Consider the following 23,988-nt stretch of genomic DNA (forward strand, 5'->3'; position numbering starts at 1 on the left):
TCGGCTCGGCACAGCTCATATCCATATTTTTAGCGGATATCAGCAGTCCCGGGCTTTTTGCGTTTTTGTGAGCATATAAATGGATAATAAAATTGCAGTTTTTGTAGACGGAGGGTTCTTTGTAAGGCGGGTAGAGTTCTTTAGCCGGAAATACTTTGGGGCTCAGAAAGTCTTACCTGAACATATGGTTTCCATAATGTTGCACATCATAGACCAACATCAAGTCCATTTGAAAAAAGATATTCTCTATCGTATTTATTACTACGACGCACCTCCTTTTACTGAGCAGTTACGCGAACCGGTTGTACGACCGGGAGATAAAGGAGGGGCAAGAACGAAGAACTTTAAGACAGATCCTAGAACTATTCGACAGCTAGACCTTCACCAGCAACTATCGAAAACGAGAAAAGTTGCTTTGCGAATGGGTGAGCTTGCTGCTACTAAGCGTTGGATTCTCAACGAATACGCTCAAAAAAGTTTGCTAAAAGGGGATAAGCGTATTGACGAACTCACGCCTGAGGATTTCCATCCTGATTTTCAACAAAAAGGCGTAGATACGCGTATAGGTATAGATATAACCACTCTTACTCTTAGCCAGTTTGTAGATACTATGGTTCTAATAGCTTCTGATGCTGACTTCGTTCCGGCTGCAAAGTTAGCTCGTACTCATGGTGTAGATGTTGTTCTTGATCCGCTATTCGGCACTGTAGCAAAAGGTCTTGAAAAGCACATTGATGGTAAAAAATCTTTTGATATTGTGAAAAAGTTATCTGAACTTTTTAATGTTCAACCAAACCCTATACCAGAATGGTGGGGTGTTGGTGATTGACATTCTTCTAATCGAAGCGAGTTAAATAAATATCAAAAAAGCACGGCAATTGCCGTGCTTTTTTGTGGGTGAATATTAGATGTAGTAGCTAAGGCTTAATGCCTAAAGTCAGCCATTAATGCAGGTATGCCAGGTAACATGCCTACAATTGCCATTACAGTGGTAAGTAGTACAAACATAATAAGTGGAATCACCCAACGGCTCATTTTAGTTAGCTCAGCGCTGCGCTCTTTACAACCAATTAGCCCTAAGTTATCAAGTAGCATAGTAAGCGACCAACCAAAAGCCGGATTAACCAAGGTTGAGGCAAACACCACAATAGCGGCTGATTGCGTTGTTTTGCCTTCGCGTGTCATTTCCATGCCAGCTTCAAGTAGCGGAATAAACACACCCACAATAAGCGCTACGCAGAGTACAGGCTGCCAAATGGCTAAATCCATAGGGTAACCCCATAAACCAGCAATAATACAAAATAATGCAGTTAAAATGGCGCCCGCCGGAATAGGGCGCTTAGCAATAGCGGCAGGTACAATGTAGGTTCCCCACGATGAGGTAAAGTTAGCACCACCGGCAAGTGAGCCAAATGTTTGTCTAACCGATGCGCTCAGCATGGTATCGTCGATATTCATTTGTACTTTTTCAGTACGTTGCGGATAGCTTATTTTTTGAAATACTTGATGACCTAAAAAATCAGGTGACCACATAGCAACAGCGAGCACTGCAAACGGGAGTACAACAACAAAGCTTTCAAGCGTTGGCAGGCCAAGCATCCAACCTGTGTTTTCGCCCCACCAGTATGCTGGGTTCATATTTGGTAAACCCGGTGCAGTATGAAACTCAAACGGTGCACCTAAAGCAAAAGCAACCACGCCACCAATAAGGCAGCTTAACGGCACGGCTAACCAACGCTTTTTAAAGTGCTCCAATAGCGCATACAATAAAATGGTGGCTAAAATAACAATAAACGCAATATGCGCCATATCAATGGCTTCAGCCCAAGCAAACAGCTTTTTAACTTGCGAAATAGTACCAATAAAGCCTAAATAAATGAGCAACCCGCCACACACACCTTTACTGGTTAGGCGCGCGAGCATACTTCCTCCTTTGGTTATGGCCAAAATAAAACCAAAGGCACCAATGAGTAAGCCAAACGCCATAGGGTGGCCGCCAGCAGCAACAACAATAGGGATTAGTGGAATAAGTGGGCCATGAGTACCAGCCAAGTTGGCTGTAGGTAAAATAAAGCCCGAAAATAAAATGATAAAAATAGAAACAATGAGTAATTCATAACGCACATTTTCTAAAACAAATGCATCGCTTAAACCAAGCGGTGCCGCAAATGTTGCCGCAATAGCGCCCACCATAACCACTTTACCAATAGTGCCCGCCATTGCAGGAATAGTGTCTTCAAATTCAAATCGGTAATCTCTAAACGGTAAATTAGGACGCCAGCGCTTAGGCTGCATAATTTGTAATTCGTGTTCGAGATACTCGTCGCGAGTATTAAACTCAGAGCTGGGTTTATGAAGTTGCTCGTAGCTTTGAGCATCCTTGTGCGTGTTTGATGGTGCATCACCGGGTGGTGTAGTTTGCATGCGTTCTCCTGCAACATTGTTGCTTAATCAAATAAATACGGCTTTTGTTAAAGCAAATGAATATTGAACATGCAGGGTAGATCAGCTTTTAGGCTGTTATGTATAGGCAAAAGGTCGTGCATGGTTGTTTTTAATACAGTTAATTTAAAAACAGCTTTACATTAAAAATCATGAAATTACAGAAGGTGATTAAAAGTTGTTATAAATCATATTCTTGAATGTGATATTAAGGAGGCGGAGCACTATTTACCTAACAGTATAGTGTTAACGGTAGGTTATTATCCTTTAGTCTTAGTGGCTGTTAAAGCCGTTTTATTTCAAGCTATTTGTTTGCAGGAGCCGCTAATTTCGTTTTATTTGTGGTGAAATAATACTTCTGTTACTTTCTGATTGTTAATAACAACAATAAAGAATAGAGATGCAACTCAACTCCCCTAAATTAATTGGTATTTTACTTGGTACGCTTTACGGCATATTTATGCGGCTATTTGTAGAGCTAGTCAATGCTTACAATTTAGGTAGCTTAGTCTCTATATCATTTATGTTTTTAGTGCCTGTTGCTATTGGCTATATTCGTATTCACTTTGAGTACAATGAATCAAAAGCATTAACTAAAAGGCAAATGGTCACGATTGCTTGGCAGCCTATTTTTGTTTTTTTATTTGTAAGTGTAATTACTTTACTTGAAGGCAGTATTTGTGTAGCTATGGCATTACCTGCCTTTATGCTCTTTGCAAGTATTGGCGGTTTACTGGCAGGCTTTATTAATAATCGTCAAACAAAAAATGCTAACCGTTCTTTATTTTCAATTGCTTTGCTTCCTGTATTACTTTCACCTATTGAAGTTAATTTTTTAAATTTATCAAAAACGTACGAAGTCACCAACTCTATAGTTATTGAAGCACCTATAAATCGTGTATGGCAGCAGCTTGCAAATGTAAGCACAATAGAGCCACAAGAGTTGCCATTTTCGCTTACCCAATTAATAGGTGTACCTAAACCTTTAGAGGCAAATATGAATGCTACGGGTGTTGGGGCAATTAGAACGAGTAAATGGCAAAAAGGGGTTATATTTAAAGAAGTTATTACGGATTGGCAACCAAATAAACAGATGCTTTATAGATTTGACATAGACCCTGATGCTATCCCTGATGACGCACTCGATAAACACGTGAAACTTGGCGGTGAATACTTTTCTCCACTTTATGGAGGCTATCAGCTAAGTGAAGATAAAAGCGGCAATACAATTCTAACATTAACAACTACCGTTCAAGATAATACAAACTTTGGTATTTATTCACGAATATGGGGAGAGGTGATATTTCAAGATTTTCATCATTCACTTTTAACGTTGATGAAAAACAGAGCTGAAAAGTCACTTATCGCAGTTGTTTCTTATAACTAGCTTAAACCATAATATCTCTAAAAATATTACACGTTAAAAGGTAAAGCCTTTGCAATTGCAAAGGCTTATGTTTTAACAGCTAACTTTTACCAAATCATTTCTACAAATTCAGGGTGGTCGATATACGGGTTACGATTACCTTGAAATTCAAACGCTGCTTGGTTACGGTCAAGTTCCATTTGGTTTACAGGATCGCTGTTATGCCAGTTAAGCAGCATGGCTACGACCCAGCTTTCAAACACTTTGTTGCTTGAACCATCAAGCACTGCATTACTTGAGGTCGTTTTGGTTTGCCAAGTGCCTATTACATTTTCGTAGCGCGTTGCCATGTAAAAATAAGCGCGAGCAAAGTCACCTTTAAATTCGTCAATTGGCTCAAACACAGTACCAGAGTAATTTAATGAACTTGCGGCAGAACCTAATTTACTTCCGTTAGTTGATGTAAATGAAGCGCTTGCTACTTCACCAAATGGGAAATTACTACGTTTTGAGTTTACATAACCGTCGGTTGCGTAAATATGATGCACATCTGAGTTCATTGGCTCAATAGTGCCGCCAAACCAGCTTTTAGGGAATGAATGCTCACGGTTGTAACAGCCGCCTTCTCCACTATAGTTACCACATTGATCGCTCACAGCAGTATAATTGTAGCTATCTGAACCGTTTGGTTTTTCGCTATACATATCTAAAATGCTGTTATCGTTTTCAAAGTATTTATCACGTGCTGATGAGTCGTAAAAATTCCAAATAGCCGAGTAACCCTGTGCATTATGATCTTTAATAATATTATAAAGCTCAGTTTTTAGTGTATAACCCGATAACCCTTGAGCAGTAACATAGTAGCCAGTGGGGGTTGGATTAGTCCAGCCGCCATCACCAGAGCCACCGCCTAAAGTAAATGCTGTGCTGTCGGTGTTACTAAAACTTGCACCGCTAGCAAGTGTGGTAGAGCCTTGCTTAAGCGCATAACTGCCATTACCTGTTGAACAACACATGCCATCGCCGTAGCTGTCGCTAATAACTAGTGCGTATGTACCATCAGTTAGGCATATTTGTTCATCATATTGTGTGTTTGATGCGTAACCACTGCCGTTAGCGATTGCGCTACCTTGATTGTTATCTACGGCCCAGCTAGTTTCGCTACCGTAATTATCGGTATTAAGCGTTAGGGTAAGGCTATTGTCGGTACAACTTGTTGATGCGCTACCATCAGCATTTGGTAAAAAGTTATCTACGTATACGGCTTCGCTGCCATCAAATCCACTTACATCGTAAAACCTAAGCCCAACACTAATTGTTTTATCACTGCTTGCTGTATAGCTATGGCTAATTGTTTGCCATTGGTTAGTTTGTGCTTGATTTGAATAGCCTTGGTAGCCGTCTACATATAAGCGCGCTTTAATTTTACCTTCGGTGTGGTAAACATCAGCCGAAAAGTTATAGGTTTTACCAGCTTCTACAGCAACCTGTTGTAGTAAATCAGTGTTACTTTGCGATCCTGTTGTTACATTGACAGCAGCAGAGCTACTACCGCTTTTAACTGTGCTGGTGGATCGTGAAAGGCTAATTCCGCCATCTATTGTTGTCCATGCATCAGGTGTATTACCTGACCATTGCTCAAAGCCGCCATTAGTTACATTGGCCATTACAGGTAATGAGCCCAGTAACAAAGCGGTACTAAGTAATTTGTTTTTATATTTCCCGTGTAACATGATTGTTCCTATTTTTACTTTGAAAGTAAAATATACCCTACATTAGTTTGGTTACAAAATTGTTAATTTAAAGTGCAGTAAAAGGCAATAATTGCTCTTTAAACTGTTTTTGAAGGTATTTTTATAAATTAATAACTAAATGGAATATCAAAGCAGATTCTATTCTTTTTTTATCTATGCTAAGCCCGTTATCCTGCATACTTAGAAAACCTCAACAGATACACTCTGGATGAGGTAAAACTCATTTTTAACAATACACAAAGTGTGTTGTGTTTAATTTTCAGGGTTATGGGGAATCGATTCATGTTGTTAGGTCAACTAAATGCTGCGGCAAGCCCGCTATCGCAAGATCAAGTACAAAAGCTGCAAGGTTTAGTGGCTGAGCTTAATCCAATTCAACAAGCATGGGTAAGTGGTTACTTAGCCGCTAATGCTAACTCAGCTGCATTAGGTGCTCCTACTGCTGGCGTACCGGCTGCAGGAGATGCTGCAGCGCTAACTATTTTATATGGTTCGCAAACGGGTAACGCAAAAGGCGTAGCAAGCAAAATGAAAGAGCAGGCTGAGTCGCGCGGCTTAGCGGTTAAATTGGTTAGCATGTCAGATTACAAACCAACAGCCCTGAAAAAAGAAAAGTTTTTAACCATCGTTGTATCTACTTACGGTGAAGGTGAGCCACCAGAAGACGCAGAAACACTCTATGAATTTTTAGCAACTAAAAAAGCACCAAAACTAGACGATGTAAAAATAGCCGTTATTGGCTTAGGTGATTCTAGCTATGAGTTTTTCTGCCAAACAGCAAAAGACTTTGAAGAGCGTTTAAATAAACTAGGTGCACAGACCATATATCAACGTGCTGATTTAGATGTAGATTATGAAGAAGAAGCTGCAACATGGATTGCGGGCGCAATTGACGCATTCGAACCTGATTTAAAAGCGCAACAAGATGCCGCTGGTGGTCAAGTTGTATCAATGCCATTTGGCGCTCCAACCTCTGCAGCAAGCCAATATACAAAACAAAATCCATTTGAAGCAGAGCTATTAACTGTTCAAAAAATTACCGGTCGCGACTCAACTAAAGATGTACGCCACGTTGAAATTTCGCTTGAAGGTTCTGACATTACTTACACGCCAGGTGATTCATTAGGTGTGTACTTTTTAAATGATGATGTATTAGTTGATGAAGTACTTACACTTACTCAAATAGATGCAACAAGCATTGTAAAAGTAGGTGATGAAGAGCTAAGCGTACGCGATGCACTTATTGAAAAACTAGAGCTGACTCAGTCGTACCCAGGTTTTGTAGAAAAATACGCAACAGCAACAGGTACGCCTGAATTATTAAAGCTTGTAGAAGATAAAGCTGCAATGCGTGCGTATATTGAACCTCGCCAAATATTTGATGTGATTCGCCAAAATCCAGCAAAAATTGATGCGCAAACATTAGTAGATTGCCTACGTAAACTACAAGCTCGCTTGTACTCAATTGCATCTAGCCAAGCTGAGGTTGAAGATGAAGTACATTTAACACTAGGTCTAGTGCAGTTTGATGCATTTGATAGCGAGCATTTAGGTGGTTGTACTGGTTACTTAACTCGTCGTGCAGAAGAAGGTTGTAAAGTTAAAGTATTTAGTGAACAGAACGACAATTTCCGCCTACCAACTAACGATGATACACCTGTGATCATGGTAGGCCCAGGTACGGGTATTGCGCCGTTCCGTGCATTTTTACAAGAGCGTGATTCGCGTGAAGCACAAGGCAAAAACTGGTTGTTCTTTGGTAACCCACATTTCACTCAAGACTTTTTATACCAAGTAGAAATACAGGGTTATTTAAAATCGGGTTTACTTAACAAAGTAGATGTTGCATTTAGCCGCGATCAAGCAGAAAAAGTATACGTACAAGACAAATTACGCAGTAACAGTAAAGACGTGTTTGAGTGGTTAGAAGCCGGCGCTCACTTTTATATTTGTGGCGATGCAAATCGCATGGCAAAAGATGTACACAACGCCTTGGTTGATATCGTTAAAGAAAACACAGGCAAGAGCAATGAAGACGCAGAGCAATATTTAAAAGATTTGCGTAGCGCAAACCGCTATCAGAAAGACGTGTATTAATCACGTTTCTTATTTTATTTAACAGCTAGCAGCCGTCACTGTAACAAATTTAGGATTTAAAATGAGCGAACAAGATAAAAACGTAAAACTTTCTGATAACGAACGTTTGAAAAGAGAAAGTAACTTTTTACGTGGCACCATAGAGCAAGATTTAAAAGACGAAATTACCGGTGGTTTTACTGCCGATAACTTTCAGTTAATACGTTTTCATGGCATGTACCAACAAGATGACCGCGATATACGTGGTGAGCGCGCTAAGCAAAAGCTAGAGCCGCTACATAATGTAATGTTACGTGCACGTATGCCTGGCGGTATTATTAAGCCAGAGCAGTGGTTAGCAATTGATAAGTTTGCTGATGAAAAAACAAGCTACGGCAGCATTCGTCTAACTACGCGTCAAACGTTTCAGTTTCATGGTGTATTAAAGCCGAATATTAAAGGCATGCACCAAATGCTTAACAGCGTAGGTATAGACTCTATTGCAACTGCGGGCGATGTTAACCGTAACGTGCTTTGTACTACTAACCCTGTTGAGTCTGAGTTACACCAAGAAGCTTACGACTGGGCTGCAAAAATTTCTGAACATTTATTACCAAAAACGAAAGCGTATGCTGAAATTTGGCTAAATGGCGAAAAGGCAGAAACCACAGAAGAGCCAATTTTAGGATCTAACTACTTACCGCGTAAATTTAAAACAACGGTAACTATTCCGCCTAATAACGAAGTTGATGTGCATGCGAATGACTTAAACTTTGTGGCAATTGCTGATAACGGCAAGCTTGTTGGCTTTAACGTACTTGTTGGTGGTGGCCTTGCCATGACTCACGGTGATACGGCTACGTATCCGCGTAAGGCTGATGACTTTGGCTTTATTACGCTCGAAGATACCTTAAAAATTGCAGAGCATGTTGTATCTGTGCAGCGCGATTGGGGTAATCGTTCAAACCGTAAAAATGCAAAAACTAAATACACATTAGACCGTGTTGGCGTTGATGTATTTAAAGCAGAAGTAGAAAAACGCTCAGGCGTTACATTTGCACCAAGCCGTCCGTTTGAGTTTACTCACCGTGGCGATCGTATTGGTTGGGTTGAAGGCATTGATGGTAAGCACCACTTAACACTATTTATTCAAAGTGGTCGTATTTTAGACTACCCAGGCAAGCCGCTTAAAACTGGTTGTCGTAAAATCGCAGAAGTTCACCAAGGTGACATGCGTATGACGGCAAACCAAAACTTAATTATTGCTGGCGTACCTGCAGATCAAAAAGCCGTGATTGAAGAAATTGCTCGTAGTCATGGCCTGATTGACGACAAAGATTCGCAGCAGCGTAAAAATTCTATGGCGTGTGTTTCACTGCCAACGTGCCCACTTGCAATGGCCGAAGCAGAGCGTTACTTACCAAGCCTAATAGAAAAAACTGAAGCATTACTTGCCAAGCACGGTATACCAGATGACAGCATTATTATGCGCGTTGTAGGTTGCCCTAACGGTTGTGGCCGCGCAATGCTTGCAGAAGCTGGTTTAGTGGGTAAAGGCCCAGGTAAGTACAACGTTTACCTAGGTGGTAATTTAGAAGGTACACGTATTCCTAAATTGTACCTTGAGAACGTAGGCGAAGACGTTTACCTAGAAGCATTCGATAAGCTCATTGGGCAATGGGCAAAAGAGCGTAACGATGGTGAGTGTTTTGGTGACTTTGTTATACGCAAAGGCATAGTTGCTGAAGTAAAAGTATCAGTAACCGATTTTCACGCTTAATTAAATACCAGCGCCAAAGCGCTGGTGAGGTTTGGAATTTACCATGAGTGAATTTAAAAACATTTTACAGCTAGATAAACAAAGCCAAGCGGCTATGTTAGCTGATGCTAATGGTTTGCTAGCGAATATGAGCGCAGAACAGCGTGTTGCATGGGCGCTTGATAACTTGCCTAATACGGCTTTTTTATCATCTAGCTTTGGTATTCAAGCGGCAGTAATGCTGCATTTAATGACCTCACAACGTCCAGATATTCCCGTTGTATTAACCGATACAGGCTATTTATTTCCTGAAACGTATCAGTTTATTGAACAAATGAGTGAGCGTTTATCACTTAACTTAAAGGTGTATAGAGCGCAGCTAAGCCCAGCATGGCAAGAAGCTAAGTTTGGCAAGTTGTGGGAGCAAGGCGAGGACGGCATTAAGCAATATAACCAGCTTAATAAAGTTGAGCCGATGACCCGCGCACTTAAAGAGATCGAAGCGGGCACGTGGTTTAGTGGTTTGCGTCGCGATCAATCATCTACACGTGCTGATAAACAGTTTGTAGAAATAAGCCGTGGTACCGTTAAAGTGTACCCGATTATTGAATGGTCTAACCGCGACGTGTATCAATACCTGACTAAGCATGATTTACCTTACCACCCATTATGGGAACAAGGTTATGTGTCGATGGGTGACGTACATACAACACGTAAGTTAGAACCAGGAATGACAGAGGAAGAAACTCGCTTTTTTGGTTTAAATCGAGAGTGCGGACTGCACATGGATGGTGACGGTATTTAACGTCACTACGATGTAGTTAAATCGCAAATAAAAACGCAGCTTCGGCTGCGTTTTTATTTTCTTTTATTCGGGTACAAAAAATTGCCTAATTAAGTATTTTTTATTAGACTCAAAGCATTAAAGGATTAATTAAAGCAGGAACGCTATGAAATACTTTACCTACTTAGCTATATCAATCATGGCTATTGCAGTCATCTCTTTGTTTTATTTAAAAAAGCCCGATGGTCAAACATGGCTTTCTGCATCATCAATTAGCAGTGAATCTCAGCAAATTAAAGAAAAAATGGTCGCGCTATCTAGCAATACTTTGGACCAAGCAGTGTTGGGCGTTAAGCAAGCTGGCGATAAAATTGCGAGCAGTATTTCTGATGAACCAATTGCTGCAAATGCTACCTCAAGTGGTAAAATTTTTAAGTGGCAAGACGAAACAGGCCAATGGCACTTTTCTGATACACCTAACCCACATGCAAAAAGTATTGAAGTAAAACTCGATCCTAAAGATATTACTGTTATTGCTGCAGAAGACACGTCTATTTTAAATACCTCTTCAACTCCAAACACAACGTCGGCTGCATCAGAGGGGATCAGTATTTTGAACCCAGATTCGGTTAAAAAGCTATTTAATGACGCCGAAAATGTAAAAGACAAACTAGAAAAACGTAATAAAGAAATTAATAATTTAAGTGCACTTTAATTATTTAGAGTGAGTGCTTTTATGGTTTTTTAAATAACGTTTTTCGGCTTCCATCAATAATACTGTTAAATATATTTTAGTGGGAAGCGACAGCAGCACGCCTACAGCAATGCATGCCGCCGCTATAATTATTCCTTTAATATCATGCTCGACGGTAAAGTAGTTCGACACAATTAACGTATGGCCAGTCACGATAAGGCACAACCCAAGCACTATTGATGTTTTAAGCAGCCTAATTATCATTATTTGCGACATAGTCACCTCGCTAAGAGTAAGCTTATTGTAGACAGGCTTTAAATACTTGGCATTGATTTAAGACAAGAAACAGTACAAAAAAAGCCCAGCTTATTACTAAACTAGGCTTTTAGATGTATTAACTACTGTCTTTGTTAGTCGAGCATATTACGCAATACATATTGTAAAATGCCGCCGTGTTTGTAGTAATCCCACTCTTTAGGGGTATCAATACGTACGTCTGCACTCAAGGTTACTTTTTTACCTTCGGCATTTGTAGCAATAACGGTAACTTCATCGGTTTTATCGTACAGGCCATCAATATCAAATTGTTCTTGCCCTGTTAACCCGTGTGACTCGTAGCTTTCACCTTCTTTAAATTGCAGAGGTAGTACACCCATACCAATTAAGTTAGAGCGATGAATACGTTCGTAGCTTTGTGCTACAACGGCTTTAACGCCTAATAAAAGTGAGCCTTTAGCAGCCCAGTCACGAGATGAACCCGTGCCATATTCTTTGCCCGCTAAAATAATAAGTGGAGTATTATTTTTTTGATACTCCATTGCTGCATCATAAATGCTCTCTAGCGTATCGCCAGGCTGAGTACGTGTTACTCCGCCTTCAGTACCAGGAGCTAGTAAGTTTTTAAGACGCACATTAGCGAACGTTCCACGCATCATTACTTCGTGATTACCACGGCGTGAGCCGTACGAGTTAAATTGCGCTTTATCTACACCTTTATCTTGCAAGTATAAACCTGCTGGCGCTTCTGCTTTAATAGCACCCGCTGGAGAAATATGGTCAGTGGTTACTGAATCCCCAAGTTTAGCTAAACAACGTGCACCTTCAATAGAAGGAATGCCCGGTGGTTCTACTTTCATACCATCAAAAAATGGTGCTTTTTTAATGTAGGTAGATGCATCATCCCAATCGTAAAGTTTGCCATCCGGTATTTTAATTTGCTGCCAACGGCTATCGCCTTCGTAAACGTTAGCGTAGCTTTTTTCAAACATTTCTTTAGTTACGGTTTCTTTAACTAAGTCACTTACTTCTTTAACGCTTGGCCAAATGTTTTTAAGGTAAATATCGTTACCGTTAGCATCTTGAGCAAGGGGTTCGTTGTATACGTCAATATCGGTTCTACCTGCAATGGCATAAGCTACAACAAGCGGAGGAGAGGCTAAAAAGTTCATTTTAACATCTTGGTGAATACGCCCTTCAAAGTTACGGTTACCCGATAAAATAGAGCTCACTACTAATTTATGTTTTTGAATCGCGTCTGATATTTCACTTGCAAGTGGCCCTGAATTACCAATACACGTAGTACAGCCGTAGCCAACTAAGTTAAAGCCTAGGCTTTCTAGGTCATCCATCAGGCCTGCTTTTTCTAGGTAGTCGGTAACTACTTTTGAGCCTGGAGCAAGTGATGTTTTAACCCAAGGTTTTACATTAATGCCTAACTGTTTTGCTTTTTTAGCAACCAAACCAGCAGCTAAAATAACACTTGGGTTAGAGGTGTTGGTACAGCTGGTAATTGCGGCAATAACACAAGCGCCATCGTTTAGCTCAAACTCTTGGCCTTTAAATTTAACCTTAGCTGCACCCATAAACTGCGCTTCGTTAACTGGTTCGTCTGGATTTGTTGTTGGGCCTTCACTTTCAATGCGAGCTTGTTCTTCATCGCTTTTATCGCGACGAGCCATACGTTCGTCTTGGAAGCCTTTTAAATGATCGCCAATAACTTTGCCAGCTTCGTTTAGGGCAATTCTATCTTGTGGACGTTTAGGGCCTGCAAGGCTCGGTACAACATCATCTAATTTAAGTTCAAGTGTATCGGTGTAGCTAGCTTCGTCGCCATCGTTACGCCATAAGCCTTGATGCTTAGCATAATCTTCAATTACTTTTAAGTGTTTTTCGTCGCGGTTTGTTAAGCGAAGGTAGTTAATGGTTTCATCATCAATTGGGAAAATACCACATGTAGCGCCGTATTCTGGTGCCATATTGGCTATGGTTGCTCTATCGGCAAGTGGTAGGTCGGCAAGGCCGTCACCATAAAATTCTACAAATTTACCCACTACGCCATGATTACGCAGTATTTCGGTTACTGTTAACACTAAATCGGTTGCGGTAGTACCTTCAGGTAAACGTCCGCTTAGCTTCATACCTACTACTTGTGGAATGAGTAAGCTAATTGGCTGACCAAGCATGGCTGCTTCAGCTTCAATGCCGCCTACACCCCAACCAAGCACGCCTAAGCCATTAATCATGGTGGTGTGAGAGTCAGTCCCTACAAGCGTATCTGGGTAAGCAAATTTTTTTCCGTCGCGCTCTTCATTAAAAACAACGCGCGCTAAGTATTCTAGGTTTACTTGGTGAACAATGCCGGTTGCTGGTGGCACTACTTTTAAATTATCAAAAGCGGTTTGTCCCCAACGTAAAAATTCATAACGTTCTTTATTTCGGTCGTACTCAAGTTTTGCATTTAAATCAAATGCACCATCGTCTCCGTAGCCATCTACTTGTACCGAATGGTCAATCACAAGTTCAGCAGGCGATAACGGGTTTATTTTTGCAGGATCTCCACCTAGCTTTTCCATTGCGTCACGCATCGCGGCTAAATCTACAATAGCGGGTACGCCGGTAAAATCTTGCATAACAACACGGGCGGGAGTAAAGGCAACTTCAGATGCAGGCTTTGCTTGAGGATCCCAATTAAGAAGGGCTTGAATGTCTTGTTCTTTTATATTTACGCCATCTTCGTTACGAAGAAGGTTTTCAAGTAGTACTTTTAAGGAAAAGGGCAATCGTTTCGCTTTGTCGCCAAGTCCTTTTAGAGAATGAATATGATATTGCTCACCATTTATTGTGAGCTGATGTTGGGTATCGAAACTATTATTCATTATTTGCCCCTTTATGAATTATAAAAATGTTTTGAAGAGTGACCTCTGTAGTGTTCGAGTTGCAAAGTACATACCAGTGTAAAAAATCGCGTTTAGAGAACGAATTTTATACAGTTATTATAGTAGAGATGATGCTGAAAAATTTAATTTCAAGAGATGATTTAAAAGAAGAGATAGGGTCAAAAGTTATTTCGACCCTTATTAATTACTGTAACCAGCCTTGTTGCTTACCTTTAATACTCAAGCAAAGTAAAGCGATGGCAATAATGATTACAAAAATAGGCATAAATACCGCACTTGCGCCAAGTAGCTCAATACTATTTATGACCACAAAATTATAATATTGCTGAATTAAAATAGCGCCGAGCGATAGCGCAAAAGTAGGTGTTGCCAGCGCGTTTTTAGCAAGTAAAAACAGACAACCCAAAGTGCTTCCAAATACAGCTACAGCAAATGCAATGGTTGACCAAAGAGGGATGTCAGAGTAGGCAGCTTGTTGATCTAACGGAAGTTTACCTATCATTTCGGGTGTCATCATCATGTGCATAGCAAATGCAATAACGCCAAGTAAGTTCCATACGAGTGCCGCCCATAGAACGGGTTTAAACCAATTTTTAGGTGTGTTTACAGACATTTTATAACCTTGTTTTTATTATTAATTAGGTTATTAAAGAGTAAAAAGGCCAACTATACAAGTTGGCCTTTTTATATAAAAAGAGTGCTTTTAAATGCTTAACCAAATGAAATAGGACGACGACCTGTTTTATCATCTACTTTTGGTTTTTTAGTTCGCTTACGCTTACTTTTAGCTGGTTGATTTGTTGGTTGTGGTACAGCTAGCTTTGACTCTGCTTGAGTTTGTACCGCAGGTTTTTCTACAGGTATTGCATCTTCACTTAGTGAGAGTTTAAAAAACTCACCATCAAACTCTAGTACATCACCACTGTATAATTTTTTCCGTTTAATTGTACAAATTTCATGGTTAACACCCACATAGCCTTCAGTAATTAGGTTTTTAGCTTGGCCGCCACCTTCAACTAAGTTTAGTACTTTTAATAATTTACAGAGCTCAATCGGCTCTTCTTCTAATTCTATTTCTATGTATTCTTCGTTCATATTTGCTCTCGGTGGGGTAACGCACAAGCTGTAGTATAAAGGCTTGCAGCTACTTTTGCACCAAAGCAAGTAACTTTAGCTAATTGTAATAGGGAAATAACGACGAAAGTTTTTATGTATTTTATCTGTCTTTAAAAAAACTGAAGCAATTGAAGAGTAATCTTTGCTGCAGTTAGTTTTACGTATGGCCTGCTAATTGCTAAAACTTTGGCGGAATAAATATTTTTCATTAAATGGAGTAGGAAATGGGCGTAAGATTAGCAATGAAAAAAGAGCTAATGGGATTAGATAATTCAGGTATGTTAACTGCTGACGATGTTAGAGAGCACCTTGCTAATTCTGTAAAAAAGCAAGCTGATCAAGATGAGCGCGGTTTTTCTGTAATTTCAAAATTCAATGATACCCATAGCCGTTTAGTTAGTGGTGATGCCACGAGAAAAACAAAACTTGAATTTGAACGTCATCGTTTGTTTAAAGAAGTTTTATATACTCGCAAAAGTGTTGATGCTTGGTTAGATAGCCAAACAAATTAAATTGCGATAAATAGTTACCTTTAATAGACTACAATTGTAATCAAAAAGGGGTAACTATGAAAAGTGGAATTTTAATATGTGTGTTGGCATTACTATTAGCTGCGTGCCAACAACCTACCGTGTATGTATTTAGTGAAAACTTGCAAGATGAACAGCGCAACCAGCTCGATGCTGCGCTAAAAGTACAATCGCTCCCTTATGAATATGTAGAGCTGGCAATCCCACCTGATTTTGGTGAAGCCACATTACTCTTATCAAGTGATAAGATTTATCCTAAAGAAACTGAGCAACTTGCGGCTATAATGCAAGAGCTAGGTTACAAGCCACAAGTTAACTACACGACTCGTTCAAATCACTTTTATGGTGATGGCAATATAGGCTTTTATTTAAAGAATATAGTGGCGGGTACTACCTTTGTTATGCCTAAAAAGTTACGAACAACCCAATGCAGCGAAGAGAAGTACAATGATTTACTTGTCACATTTACAGATAAATATGCTGACTTTAGTTTACCCAGTGGCGCTGTTGTAAGGTTAGGTTGGGAGTTTTTATACGGTTACGTTGTTATTTATTATAAAACCTATTCGCAAACATATCGTCATTCACAGCCGTTTGTAAATACCTCCTTTGGTGCCAAGCCTTCAGATACTTACACTTTTACTGCGCACGTTAATAAGCCCAGTTGGCTTGATTGCTCATTGCAAATTGTTTATATGGATTGAACTAACCGTGGATTTCTATATGCTCGCTAAGTTTTGCAATACGCAGGCTCATACCTTCAATAATTCGGTCTTTAATTTTTTCGCGGATAACATTAGGTAAGCGGGTGAGTGCTTCAGGGGTAATGGCAAGTACTATGGTGTCGGTTTTAGCGCGAGCACTGGTACTGCGCTCTCGGTTATTTATAAAGGCACCTTCACCTATAAATTCACCGGGCTCTATAGTGCCAAGTTCTAGTAAATGGTTATGCTTAAATACTAATAATGCGCCGCTAAGTACAATGTACAAACGCTTGTCGTTATCGTATTGCTTAAATAAAAATTGATGCTGACTTACTAAATATAACAGGCCGAACGACTCCAATAAGACTTGGCGCTCGCTGAGCGTAAATTCTTTAAAAAAGTGCAGCCTGTTTATAATTTCCATTTGTTTGAATAATGGAATATGTTCGATTAGCTTCATCAATAACCAAATGTGTTAAAAGCGTTTAATCAGCTAATATTGCGCTCTTTTAATTTTCGGGTCAACGTGTTGCGTCCCCAACCAATTTTTATAGCAGCATCTTGCTTATGACCAGAACAATTAGCCAGGGCTGTTTTTATTAAGCGAGTTTCTAGTTGAGCTTGAATGTCAGGCCAAATATTTTCTTTGCCTTGTTTTAGCTCTTGATTAAGCCATTGCTGAAACGCATCTAACCAATCACCTTCTTCTTGGGTTGGTGTAGCATCTAGAATCTCCGGCGGTAAATCTTGCTCGCTTACAAGTTCCCCCGGTGCCATAACTGTTAGCCAGCGACACGTGTTTTCTAATTGGCGTACATTGCCAGGCCAATTAAATAAGCGTAATTGATCAGTCGCTTTAGGGCTCAGTACTTTGCTTTCTACTTGTAGCTCTTTAGCGCTTTTATGTAAAAAGTGTTGCGATAAGCTTTCTATATCTTCAGTACGCTCTCGAAGAGCCGGTAAACGTAGGCGTACTACATTTAGACGATGAAATAAATCATCCCTAAACTTGCCCTGTTTAACTAAATCTTCAAGGTTTTGGTGCGTAGCTGCAATAATACGCACATCTACTTTTATACTTTGGTGGCCACCAACGCGATAAAACTCACCATCGGCAAGTACGCGTAATAAACGTGTTTGCACATCAAGTGGCATATCACCAATTTCATCTAAAAATAGTGTACCGCCATTGGCTTGCTCAAAGCGGCCTTTACGTACGCTATCGGCGCCTGTAAACGCACCTTTTTCGTGGCCAAATAACTCTGACTCAACAAGCTCTTTTGGAATGGCCGCCATGTTAAGTGCAATAAATTGATTTTCTTTACGTGGGCTATGATTGTGCAGGGCGCTGGCGACAAGTTCTTTACCTGTGCCAGATTCGCCATTTATTAATACGCTCATGCTAGAGGCCGATAGTTTACCTATCGCTCTAAACACTTCTTGCATAGCGGGTGCTTCACCAATTATGTGCGCACTTTTTGGTGGTGTTTGCTTTCGCTTAGTTTTTTTAGTGGAGTTTGCTCTGCATGCGCTTTCGACTAGCGCCACTGCTTCGTTTAAATCAAACGGCTTAGCTAGGTATTCAAAAGCACCTTTTTGGAATGCATTAACTGCAGAGTCCAAATCTGAGTGGGCAGTCATTATAATAACTGGCAGCCCAGGGTTTTGCTCTGCAATAAGTTCAAGCAAAGCCATACCGTCCATACCAGGCATTCGTACGTCCGAAACTAAAACAGTAGGTTGACTAAACTTTAATGCGCTTAATACATCTTGCGCATTAGCGAAGCTTTCTGCGTTAAACCCTGCACGGGTTAGTGCTTTTTCAAGTACAAATCGAATAGAAGCATCATCATCTACAAGCCAAACTGTTTTCATGCAAACTCCAAACATTAATCTGCAAAGGGCAGATAGATATTAAATTCAGTATGTCCAGGCCAGCTATCACACTCTATATAGCCATCATGTTGATCTATCAGCGTTTGCGCTATTGAGAGTCCTAACCCTGAGCCATCTTCTTTATTGGTGATCATAGGGTAGAACAGTGTTTCACGTATACTGGGATCAATACCTGGTCCGTTATCAGATATTTGAATCAACAAGGCTTTTTTAGGTGCTTTACCTGGGCGACGATGTTGATGATTAATGCGGGTTTTTATTGTTATTTCACCGCCATCTACAAGCGCCTGCTGAGCATTTCGAACAATGTTTAATACGACTTGCTGAATTTTACCTTGATCAATGTATACATCAGGAATGCTTGGGTCGTAATCCTTAACCAAGCTAATGTTAGAACAATTATCTAACGTACTTAGTCGTGCAACCGATTCAAGTGATTGATGTATATTGCCATACGATTTTTGCGGAAGCTGATTTGGCCCCAAAAGCCTATCTACTAATTCGCGTAATCGGTCAGCTTGCTCAATGATAAGTTCAGCACATTGGTCTCTTTCTTGTTGATCAACCTCATACTGCAATAACTGCGCCGCTCCGCGAATTCCACCTAAAGGATTTTTAATTTCGTGAGCTAAGCCTCTAATTAGATTTCGGGCTGCTTGATATTGATGCATTTGATTAGACGCTTGGTCGTGCTTAATTTCGTCATCAGTTTGGCGCCACTCAAATAAAATATAAAGTGAGCCATCAAACTTAATTTGTCGTGTACTTACGGCTACTTTTGCATGGCGAGAATCGCTAAAAACCACGTCAGCTCTGTGCTGCTGGCAATCTACACCTTCAACTAATGAGTATTGTTCTATACGCTGCAAATCGATTGAATGGTAATTAAAAAGACTGTCGAAAGGCTGATCTAATAGGCGCTTGTTACCAAGGCCAAGCAGTTCGCTAGTACTGGTATTGGCATAGACAACGGTGAAGTTTTTATCAAGCAACATGATAGCGGTTGTTTGATTTTGCCAAATAGCATCGAGTAGCTCAGGGCTAAAGTTTTTATTATTAATCATAGCTGCACCATTTTAGTGCGTGGATATTTACAAGCAAGTTATATAGTAAAATACACTGCTGCACGTTTAGTAATGCCCCAATTTAGTTACTTAGGTTTAGCTCTTTTCGGTGCATAAAAAATATGCAGGGCTCACTTATAGCAATAACTTGGTTTTTACTATTAAAAAGCTTTAATTGTAGTGTGTGCTCACCACGTTCTACATCTCTTATTGCAAAGGTTGAACTGTCACTGGCTGGGCCATGTGCTTTGCCATCAATAAAAAGTTGTATAGTAAAACCAGTTTCAAAGCGTGGTTTTATTCGGCTAGTAACATAAACAGTGCCGGTATTTTCACGAATAGTCTGGTTATGATCAGGTGAGGAAATGGCAATACTAAAGCCCGCTTGTTGAGGCTGGGGTTGCTCGTCAAAAATGTCAGTATTTGTTGCAGGCATATTAAGATCTTGGCTGGTAAGCTTTACCTCTTTAGCACCTTTATGAGGGGTGTCAGAGAACACTAATACGCCATTTTTATCTTTCCAAGCGTATATCTTTGTTTCACCAGCGTAACCATAATTGCTTAATCCTAAAGCAATTAATAGTAATAAAATCTTGTTGTTCACTCTGCAGCCCTGCATTTTTGTCGGTAACTTAACTTTAGTGGAGATTGATTAATTTTACCATTAAAAAAGCCCGCAAAGCGGGCTTGAGAACACACATATTTTATACAGCTAAATTAACAGCTGTAGTACATTTCAAACTCAACTGGGTGAGTTGTCATGTTAAGCTTTTCAACTTCTTTAGATTTAAGTTCGATGTAAGCATCGATTAAGTCGTCAGTGAATACACCACCTTGAGTTAAGAATTCACGGTCTGCGCTAAGTGCAGATAGTGCTTCGTCAAGTGATGCTGCAACAGTTGGGATTTCTGCTGCTTCTTCAGCTGGTAAGTCATATAAATCTTTATCCATAGCATCGCCAGGGTGGATCTTGTTTTTGATACCATCAAGGCCAGCCATAAGCATTGCTGAGAAAGCAAGGTATGGGTTAGCTGTTGGATCTGGGAAGCGTACTTCAATACGACGACCTTTTTCAGATGGAACCACTGGGATACGAATTGATGCAGAACGGTTACGTGCAGAGTATGCAAGCATAACTGGTGCTTCAAAACCTGGTACTAAACGCTTGTACGAGTTTGTAGAAGCATTTGCAAAAGCGTTAATTGCTTTAGCATGCTTGATGATACCGCCAATGTAGTAAAGCGCATCTTCAGAAAGGCCGCCGTACTTATCACCAGCAAAAAGGTTTACACCATCTTTAGCAAGTGATTGGTGACAATGCATACCAGAACCGTTATCACCAACAACTGGCTTAGGCATAAACGTTGCTGTTTTACCGTATAAGTGAGCCATGTTATGGATAACATATTTCATTTCTTGGATTTCATCCGCTTTTAATACCATTGTATTAAAGCGAGTAGCAATCTCGTTTTGACCTGCTGTTGCAACTTCGTGGTGATGTGCTTCTACTACTTGGCCCATTTCTTCTAGAACTAGACACGTAGCTGAACGCCAATCTTGGAAGTCATCAACAGGAGCAACTGGGAAGTAACCGCCTTTAATACCTGGACGGTGACCTGTGTTGCCATCTGCATACTCTTTATCTGAGTTCCAAGCAGCTTGCTTAGAATCGATTTTGTACATAGAACCAGACATATCTGATTTGTATTTAACGTCGTCAAATACGAAAAACTCTGGCTCAGGGCCAAATAAAACTGTATCTGCAATACCTGTAGAGCGCATGTAATCTTCAGCACGCTTAGCAACAGAACGCGGGTCGCGCTCATAACCTTGAAGCGTTGAAGGCTCTACTACGTCACAACGTACGATTAATGTTGACTCTTCAGTGAAAGGGTCTAGTTTGATTGATTCAGCAACTGGCATTAATACCATGTCTGATTCGTTTATGCCTTTCCAGCCTGCAATTGAAGAACCGTCAAACATTTTACCGTCTTCAAAAAAGTCTTCATCAACTTGGTGATGAGGAATAGATACATGTTGTTCTTTACCCTTAGTGTCAGTAAAGCGTAAATCAATGAACTTAACGTCATTTTCTTTAATAAAATCTAAAACCGATTGTGACATGTGTCCTCCAACTATTGGGTTTTGTTATTGCTGCATAATTGCTTTGGGATTTACTAAGCTGATTTTGTGCCATTTTTATAACTAGCTGTTTATAAATTAAAAAAATATCGTTGCATCAAAATGGAATGTACAAACGCACTATGTTGGTGCGTAAATTTTCCTTTTTGGTGCAAAATTTACAGGGCACAATTTGCTGCTAATTTAATCGCTCGGAAATAGCATAACCTAAATGCAAAAGAGTACCAAAAAGATCAGCAAAATAGCCAAAAAGGCTGTTTTTCAAAAAAAATTTGAAATTTAATTCATATAATTGTCATATATAAAACAGATACTTAGTAAAAGTATTGAGAAAGTTTTGAAATTTATATTGGATAAACTTTCATCCATGTCATTAATGAGGGATAATATGCGCCCTTTTAAATCCTATGCTGGGACATCTCGCGAAAGCGTGGATGAGTGCGTAGATCTTGCAGGATCAATGAGAATTTAATTTCTCTGAGTAAATATATGAGCATCGAACAGTTAAGAAATATAGCGATTATCGCGCACGTTGACCATGGTAAAACAACACTGGTTGACAAACTACTTGAGCAATCAGGTACATTAGAAACACGCGGCGGTAACGAAGAGCGCGTGATGGACTCAAACGACATTGAGAAAGAACGTGGTATTACCATTTTGGCTAAAAACACAGCCATTTCTTGGAATGACTACCATATCAATATCGTAGATACCCCGGGACACGCCGATTTCGGTGGTGAAGTTGAACGCGTACTTTCGATGGCTGACTCAGTATTATTACTTGTTGATGCTCAAGAAGGTCCAATGCCGCAAACGCGTTTCGTTACGCAAAAAGCATTCGCGCAAGGCTTAAAGCCAATCGTCGTTATCAATAAAATTGATAAGCCAGGCGCTCGTCCAGATTGGGTTATGGATCAAATCTTTGATTTATTCGACAACCTTGGCGCGACTGACGAACAGTTAGACTTTAAAGTAATCTACGCTTCAGCAATCAACGGTTGGGCAACACTAGATTTAGACGAACCATCAGACAACATGGAACCTATGTTCAAGATGATCGTTGAAGAAGTATCACCACCGGATGCAGATCCTGAAGGTGACTTCCAAATGCAAATTTCTCAACTAGATTACAACTCTTATGTTGGTGTAGTTGGTATTGGTCGTATTAAACGTGGTTCTGTTGCTCCTAACCAACAAGTTACTATTATCAGTGCTGATGGCACTACACGTAATGGTAAAATTGGTGCAGTACAAAGCTACCTAGGTCTTGAGCGTATCGACACTGATAGAGCTTACGCTGGTAACATCGTAACTGTAACTGGTATTGGTGAGCTTAAGATTTCTGACACAGTTTGTTTCCCAGGAAACGTTGAAGCATTACCACCACTAAGTGTTGATGAGCCAACTGTAACAATGACATTCTCTGTAAATAACTCACCTTTCTGTGGTAAAGAAGGTAAGTTTGTAACGTCACGTAATATCCGTGAGCGTTTAGACAAAGAATTAGTACACAACGTAGCACTTCGCGTTGAAGATACTGCAAGCCCAGATAGCTTCCGTGTTTCTGGTCGTGGTGAATTACACCTAGGTATCTTAATCGAAAACATGCGTCGTGAAGGTTACGAGCTTTCAGTTTCTCGTCCAGAAGTTATCTTACGTACTGTAGATGGCGTTCTAGAAGAACCGTTTGAAACAGTGACTATTGACTGTCAAGAAGAGCATCAAGGTTCTGTTATGGAACAAGTTGGCCTACGTAAAGGTGAACTTACTAACATGACTCCAGATGGCAAAGGCCGTATGCGTTTAGACTTCATGATCCCAAGCCGTGGTTTAATTGGTTTCCAAACTGATTTCATGACGCTTACTTCGGGTTCTGGTCTTATGTACCATACGTTCGATCATTATGGTCCTCATAAAGGTGGCGCTATCGGTGTTCGTAAGAACGGCGTAATGATTGCAAACGCAACTGGTAAAGCACTTACTAACGCATTATTCAACTTACAAGAGCGCGGCCGTTTATTCATCGGTCACGGTGTTGAAGTATACGAAGGTATGGTTATCGGTATTCATAACCGTGATAACGACCTTACAGTTAACGCCCTTAAAGGCAAGCAGTTAACTAACGTACGTGCATCTGGTACTGATGAAGCGCAAACGCTTTCTCCGCACCTTAACTACTCACTTGAGCAAGCGCTTGAGTTCATCGATGATGACGAGCTAGTTGAAGTTACTCCACTAAACATTCGTATCCGTAAGAAACACCTTACAGAAAACGAACGTAAACGTGCGGGTCGTGCACCTAAGTCATAATCTATTAATTTAGAATAATGATTTTAAAAGCCGCTGTATTGCAAAATACAGCGGCTTTTTTGTGGATGAAAATAAGAGCTGTTAGCTATAGTCGTCAGTTGAAAGTATTTAGTTCAAAATTATATGACTACTGTTTTGAGATGAAATTTCCATAATATATTTACCTCTAAAA

The 23,988-nt window shown here is 40.1% G+C and carries 20 protein-coding genes; 9 read left to right on the forward strand and 11 right to left on the reverse strand.

The annotated features are described in order from the left end of the window. The first annotated feature begins 79 nt into the window (after positions 1 to 79). Positions 80 to 829 (forward strand): NYN domain-containing protein, encoded by a 750-nt coding sequence (locus tag H5126_RS11935; RefSeq protein ID WP_010555451.1) that lies wholly within the window; start codon positions 80 to 82, stop codon positions 827 to 829. Between the two features lie 95 nt (positions 830 to 924). Here H5126_RS11935 and H5126_RS11940 read toward each other — a convergent pair whose 3' ends face one another. Further along, a complete protein-coding gene (locus H5126_RS11940; RefSeq protein WP_182721089.1) occupies positions 925 to 2,424 on the reverse strand; it encodes a DUF3360 family protein in 1,500 nt (499 codons plus the stop codon). A gap of 418 nt (positions 2,425 to 2,842) precedes the next feature. On the opposite strand from H5126_RS11940, the gene H5126_RS11945 reads away from it, so the two are divergent. Continuing rightward, a complete protein-coding gene (locus tag H5126_RS11945) occupies positions 2,843 to 3,829 on the forward strand; it encodes a hypothetical protein (RefSeq protein ID WP_182721090.1) in 987 nt (328 codons plus the stop codon). Positions 3,830 to 3,915: 86 nt separating this feature from the next. Here H5126_RS11945 and H5126_RS11950 read toward each other — a convergent pair whose 3' ends face one another. Then, positions 3,916 to 5,541: an endonuclease gene (locus H5126_RS11950; protein ID WP_182721091.1), complete on the reverse strand. Its 1,626-nt coding sequence runs from the start codon at positions 5,539 to 5,541 to the stop codon at positions 3,916 to 3,918. Positions 5,542 to 5,844: 303 nt separating this feature from the next. Here H5126_RS11950 and H5126_RS11955 point away from each other — a divergent pair, with 303 nt between their 5' ends. The 4 genes from H5126_RS11955 (at position 5,845) to H5126_RS11970 (ending at position 10,896) form a co-directional block, all read left to right on the forward strand. Then, positions 5,845 to 7,659, forward strand: a complete 1,815-nt coding sequence (locus H5126_RS11955; RefSeq protein WP_182721092.1) for an assimilatory sulfite reductase (NADPH) flavoprotein subunit — start codon at positions 5,845 to 5,847, stop codon at positions 7,657 to 7,659. A gap of 61 nt (positions 7,660 to 7,720) precedes the next feature. Next, complete coding sequence (cysI, locus tag H5126_RS11960) at positions 7,721 to 9,418, forward strand: assimilatory sulfite reductase (NADPH) hemoprotein subunit (protein ID WP_182721093.1); 1,698 nt, start codon at positions 7,721 to 7,723, stop codon at positions 9,416 to 9,418. A 43-nt stretch (positions 9,419 to 9,461) separates the two neighbouring features. Then, complete coding sequence (locus H5126_RS11965) at positions 9,462 to 10,202, forward strand: phosphoadenylyl-sulfate reductase (RefSeq protein WP_002961106.1); 741 nt, start codon at positions 9,462 to 9,464, stop codon at positions 10,200 to 10,202. Between the two features lie 145 nt (positions 10,203 to 10,347). Continuing rightward, on the forward strand, positions 10,348 to 10,896 hold the full coding sequence (locus H5126_RS11970; protein WP_182721094.1) for a DUF4124 domain-containing protein: 549 nt from the start codon (positions 10,348 to 10,350) through the stop codon (positions 10,894 to 10,896). Here H5126_RS11970 and H5126_RS11975 read toward each other — a convergent pair whose 3' ends face one another. The 4 genes from H5126_RS11975 to H5126_RS11990 all read right to left on the reverse strand — a co-directional run bounded on the left by H5126_RS11975 (position 10,897) and on the right by H5126_RS11990 (position 15,146). After that, positions 10,897 to 11,151 carry a hypothetical protein gene (locus H5126_RS11975; protein ID WP_182721095.1) on the reverse strand — a complete coding sequence of 85 codons (255 nt, stop codon included), beginning with the start codon at positions 11,149 to 11,151 and terminating at the stop codon, positions 10,897 to 10,899. Between the two features lie 134 nt (positions 11,152 to 11,285). Then, entirely contained in the window at positions 11,286 to 14,030 is a 2,745-nt protein-coding gene (gene acnA / locus H5126_RS11980) for an aconitate hydratase AcnA (RefSeq protein ID WP_182721096.1), read from the reverse strand. Between the two features lie 205 nt (positions 14,031 to 14,235). Next, complete coding sequence (locus H5126_RS11985) at positions 14,236 to 14,664, reverse strand: hypothetical protein (RefSeq protein ID WP_182721097.1); 429 nt, start codon at positions 14,662 to 14,664, stop codon at positions 14,236 to 14,238. Positions 14,665 to 14,762: 98 nt separating this feature from the next. Continuing rightward, entirely contained in the window at positions 14,763 to 15,146 is a 384-nt protein-coding gene (locus tag H5126_RS11990; RefSeq protein ID WP_182721098.1) for an RNA-binding S4 domain-containing protein, read from the reverse strand. Positions 15,147 to 15,391: 245 nt separating this feature from the next. Here H5126_RS11990 and H5126_RS11995 point away from each other — a divergent pair, with 245 nt between their 5' ends. Continuing rightward, complete coding sequence (locus tag H5126_RS11995) at positions 15,392 to 15,679, forward strand: hypothetical protein (RefSeq protein WP_007582180.1); 288 nt, start codon at positions 15,392 to 15,394, stop codon at positions 15,677 to 15,679. A 56-nt stretch (positions 15,680 to 15,735) separates the two neighbouring features. Continuing rightward, on the forward strand, positions 15,736 to 16,401 hold the full coding sequence (locus H5126_RS12000; protein WP_182721099.1) for a hypothetical protein: 666 nt from the start codon (positions 15,736 to 15,738) through the stop codon (positions 16,399 to 16,401). A 1-nt stretch (position 16,402) separates the two neighbouring features. Here H5126_RS12000 and H5126_RS12005 read toward each other — a convergent pair whose 3' ends face one another. From H5126_RS12005 to glnA, 5 genes are all read right to left on the reverse strand, one after another. Next, a complete protein-coding gene (locus tag H5126_RS12005; protein WP_182674046.1) occupies positions 16,403 to 16,861 on the reverse strand; it encodes a cyclic nucleotide-binding domain-containing protein in 459 nt (152 codons plus the stop codon). Positions 16,862 to 16,890: 29 nt separating this feature from the next. Next, positions 16,891 to 18,276, reverse strand: a complete 1,386-nt coding sequence (gene ntrC, locus H5126_RS12010; RefSeq protein WP_182682457.1) for a nitrogen regulation protein NR(I) — start codon at positions 18,274 to 18,276, stop codon at positions 16,891 to 16,893. Between the two features lie 14 nt (positions 18,277 to 18,290). Next, positions 18,291 to 19,361 carry a nitrogen regulation protein NR(II) gene (gene glnL / locus H5126_RS12015; protein WP_182721100.1) on the reverse strand — a complete coding sequence of 357 codons (1,071 nt, stop codon included), beginning with the start codon at positions 19,359 to 19,361 and terminating at the stop codon, positions 18,291 to 18,293. A gap of 82 nt (positions 19,362 to 19,443) precedes the next feature. Continuing rightward, on the reverse strand, positions 19,444 to 19,965 hold the full coding sequence (locus tag H5126_RS12020) for a DUF4124 domain-containing protein (protein WP_182721101.1): 522 nt from the start codon (positions 19,963 to 19,965) through the stop codon (positions 19,444 to 19,446). A 113-nt stretch (positions 19,966 to 20,078) separates the two neighbouring features. Further along, positions 20,079 to 21,485: a glutamate--ammonia ligase gene (gene glnA, locus H5126_RS12025; protein ID WP_002961121.1), complete on the reverse strand. Its 1,407-nt coding sequence runs from the start codon at positions 21,483 to 21,485 to the stop codon at positions 20,079 to 20,081. Positions 21,486 to 21,992: 507 nt separating this feature from the next. Here glnA and typA point away from each other — a divergent pair. Further along, a complete protein-coding gene (typA, locus tag H5126_RS12030; RefSeq protein ID WP_182721102.1) occupies positions 21,993 to 23,816 on the forward strand; it encodes a translational GTPase TypA in 1,824 nt (607 codons plus the stop codon). Positions 23,817 to 23,988 lie beyond the last annotated feature (172 nt).

The sequence above is a fragment of the Pseudoalteromonas sp. SG45-3 genome, from assembly GCF_014164075.1.
GTDB classification, from domain to species: Bacteria; Pseudomonadota; Gammaproteobacteria; order Enterobacterales; family Alteromonadaceae; genus Pseudoalteromonas; species Pseudoalteromonas distincta.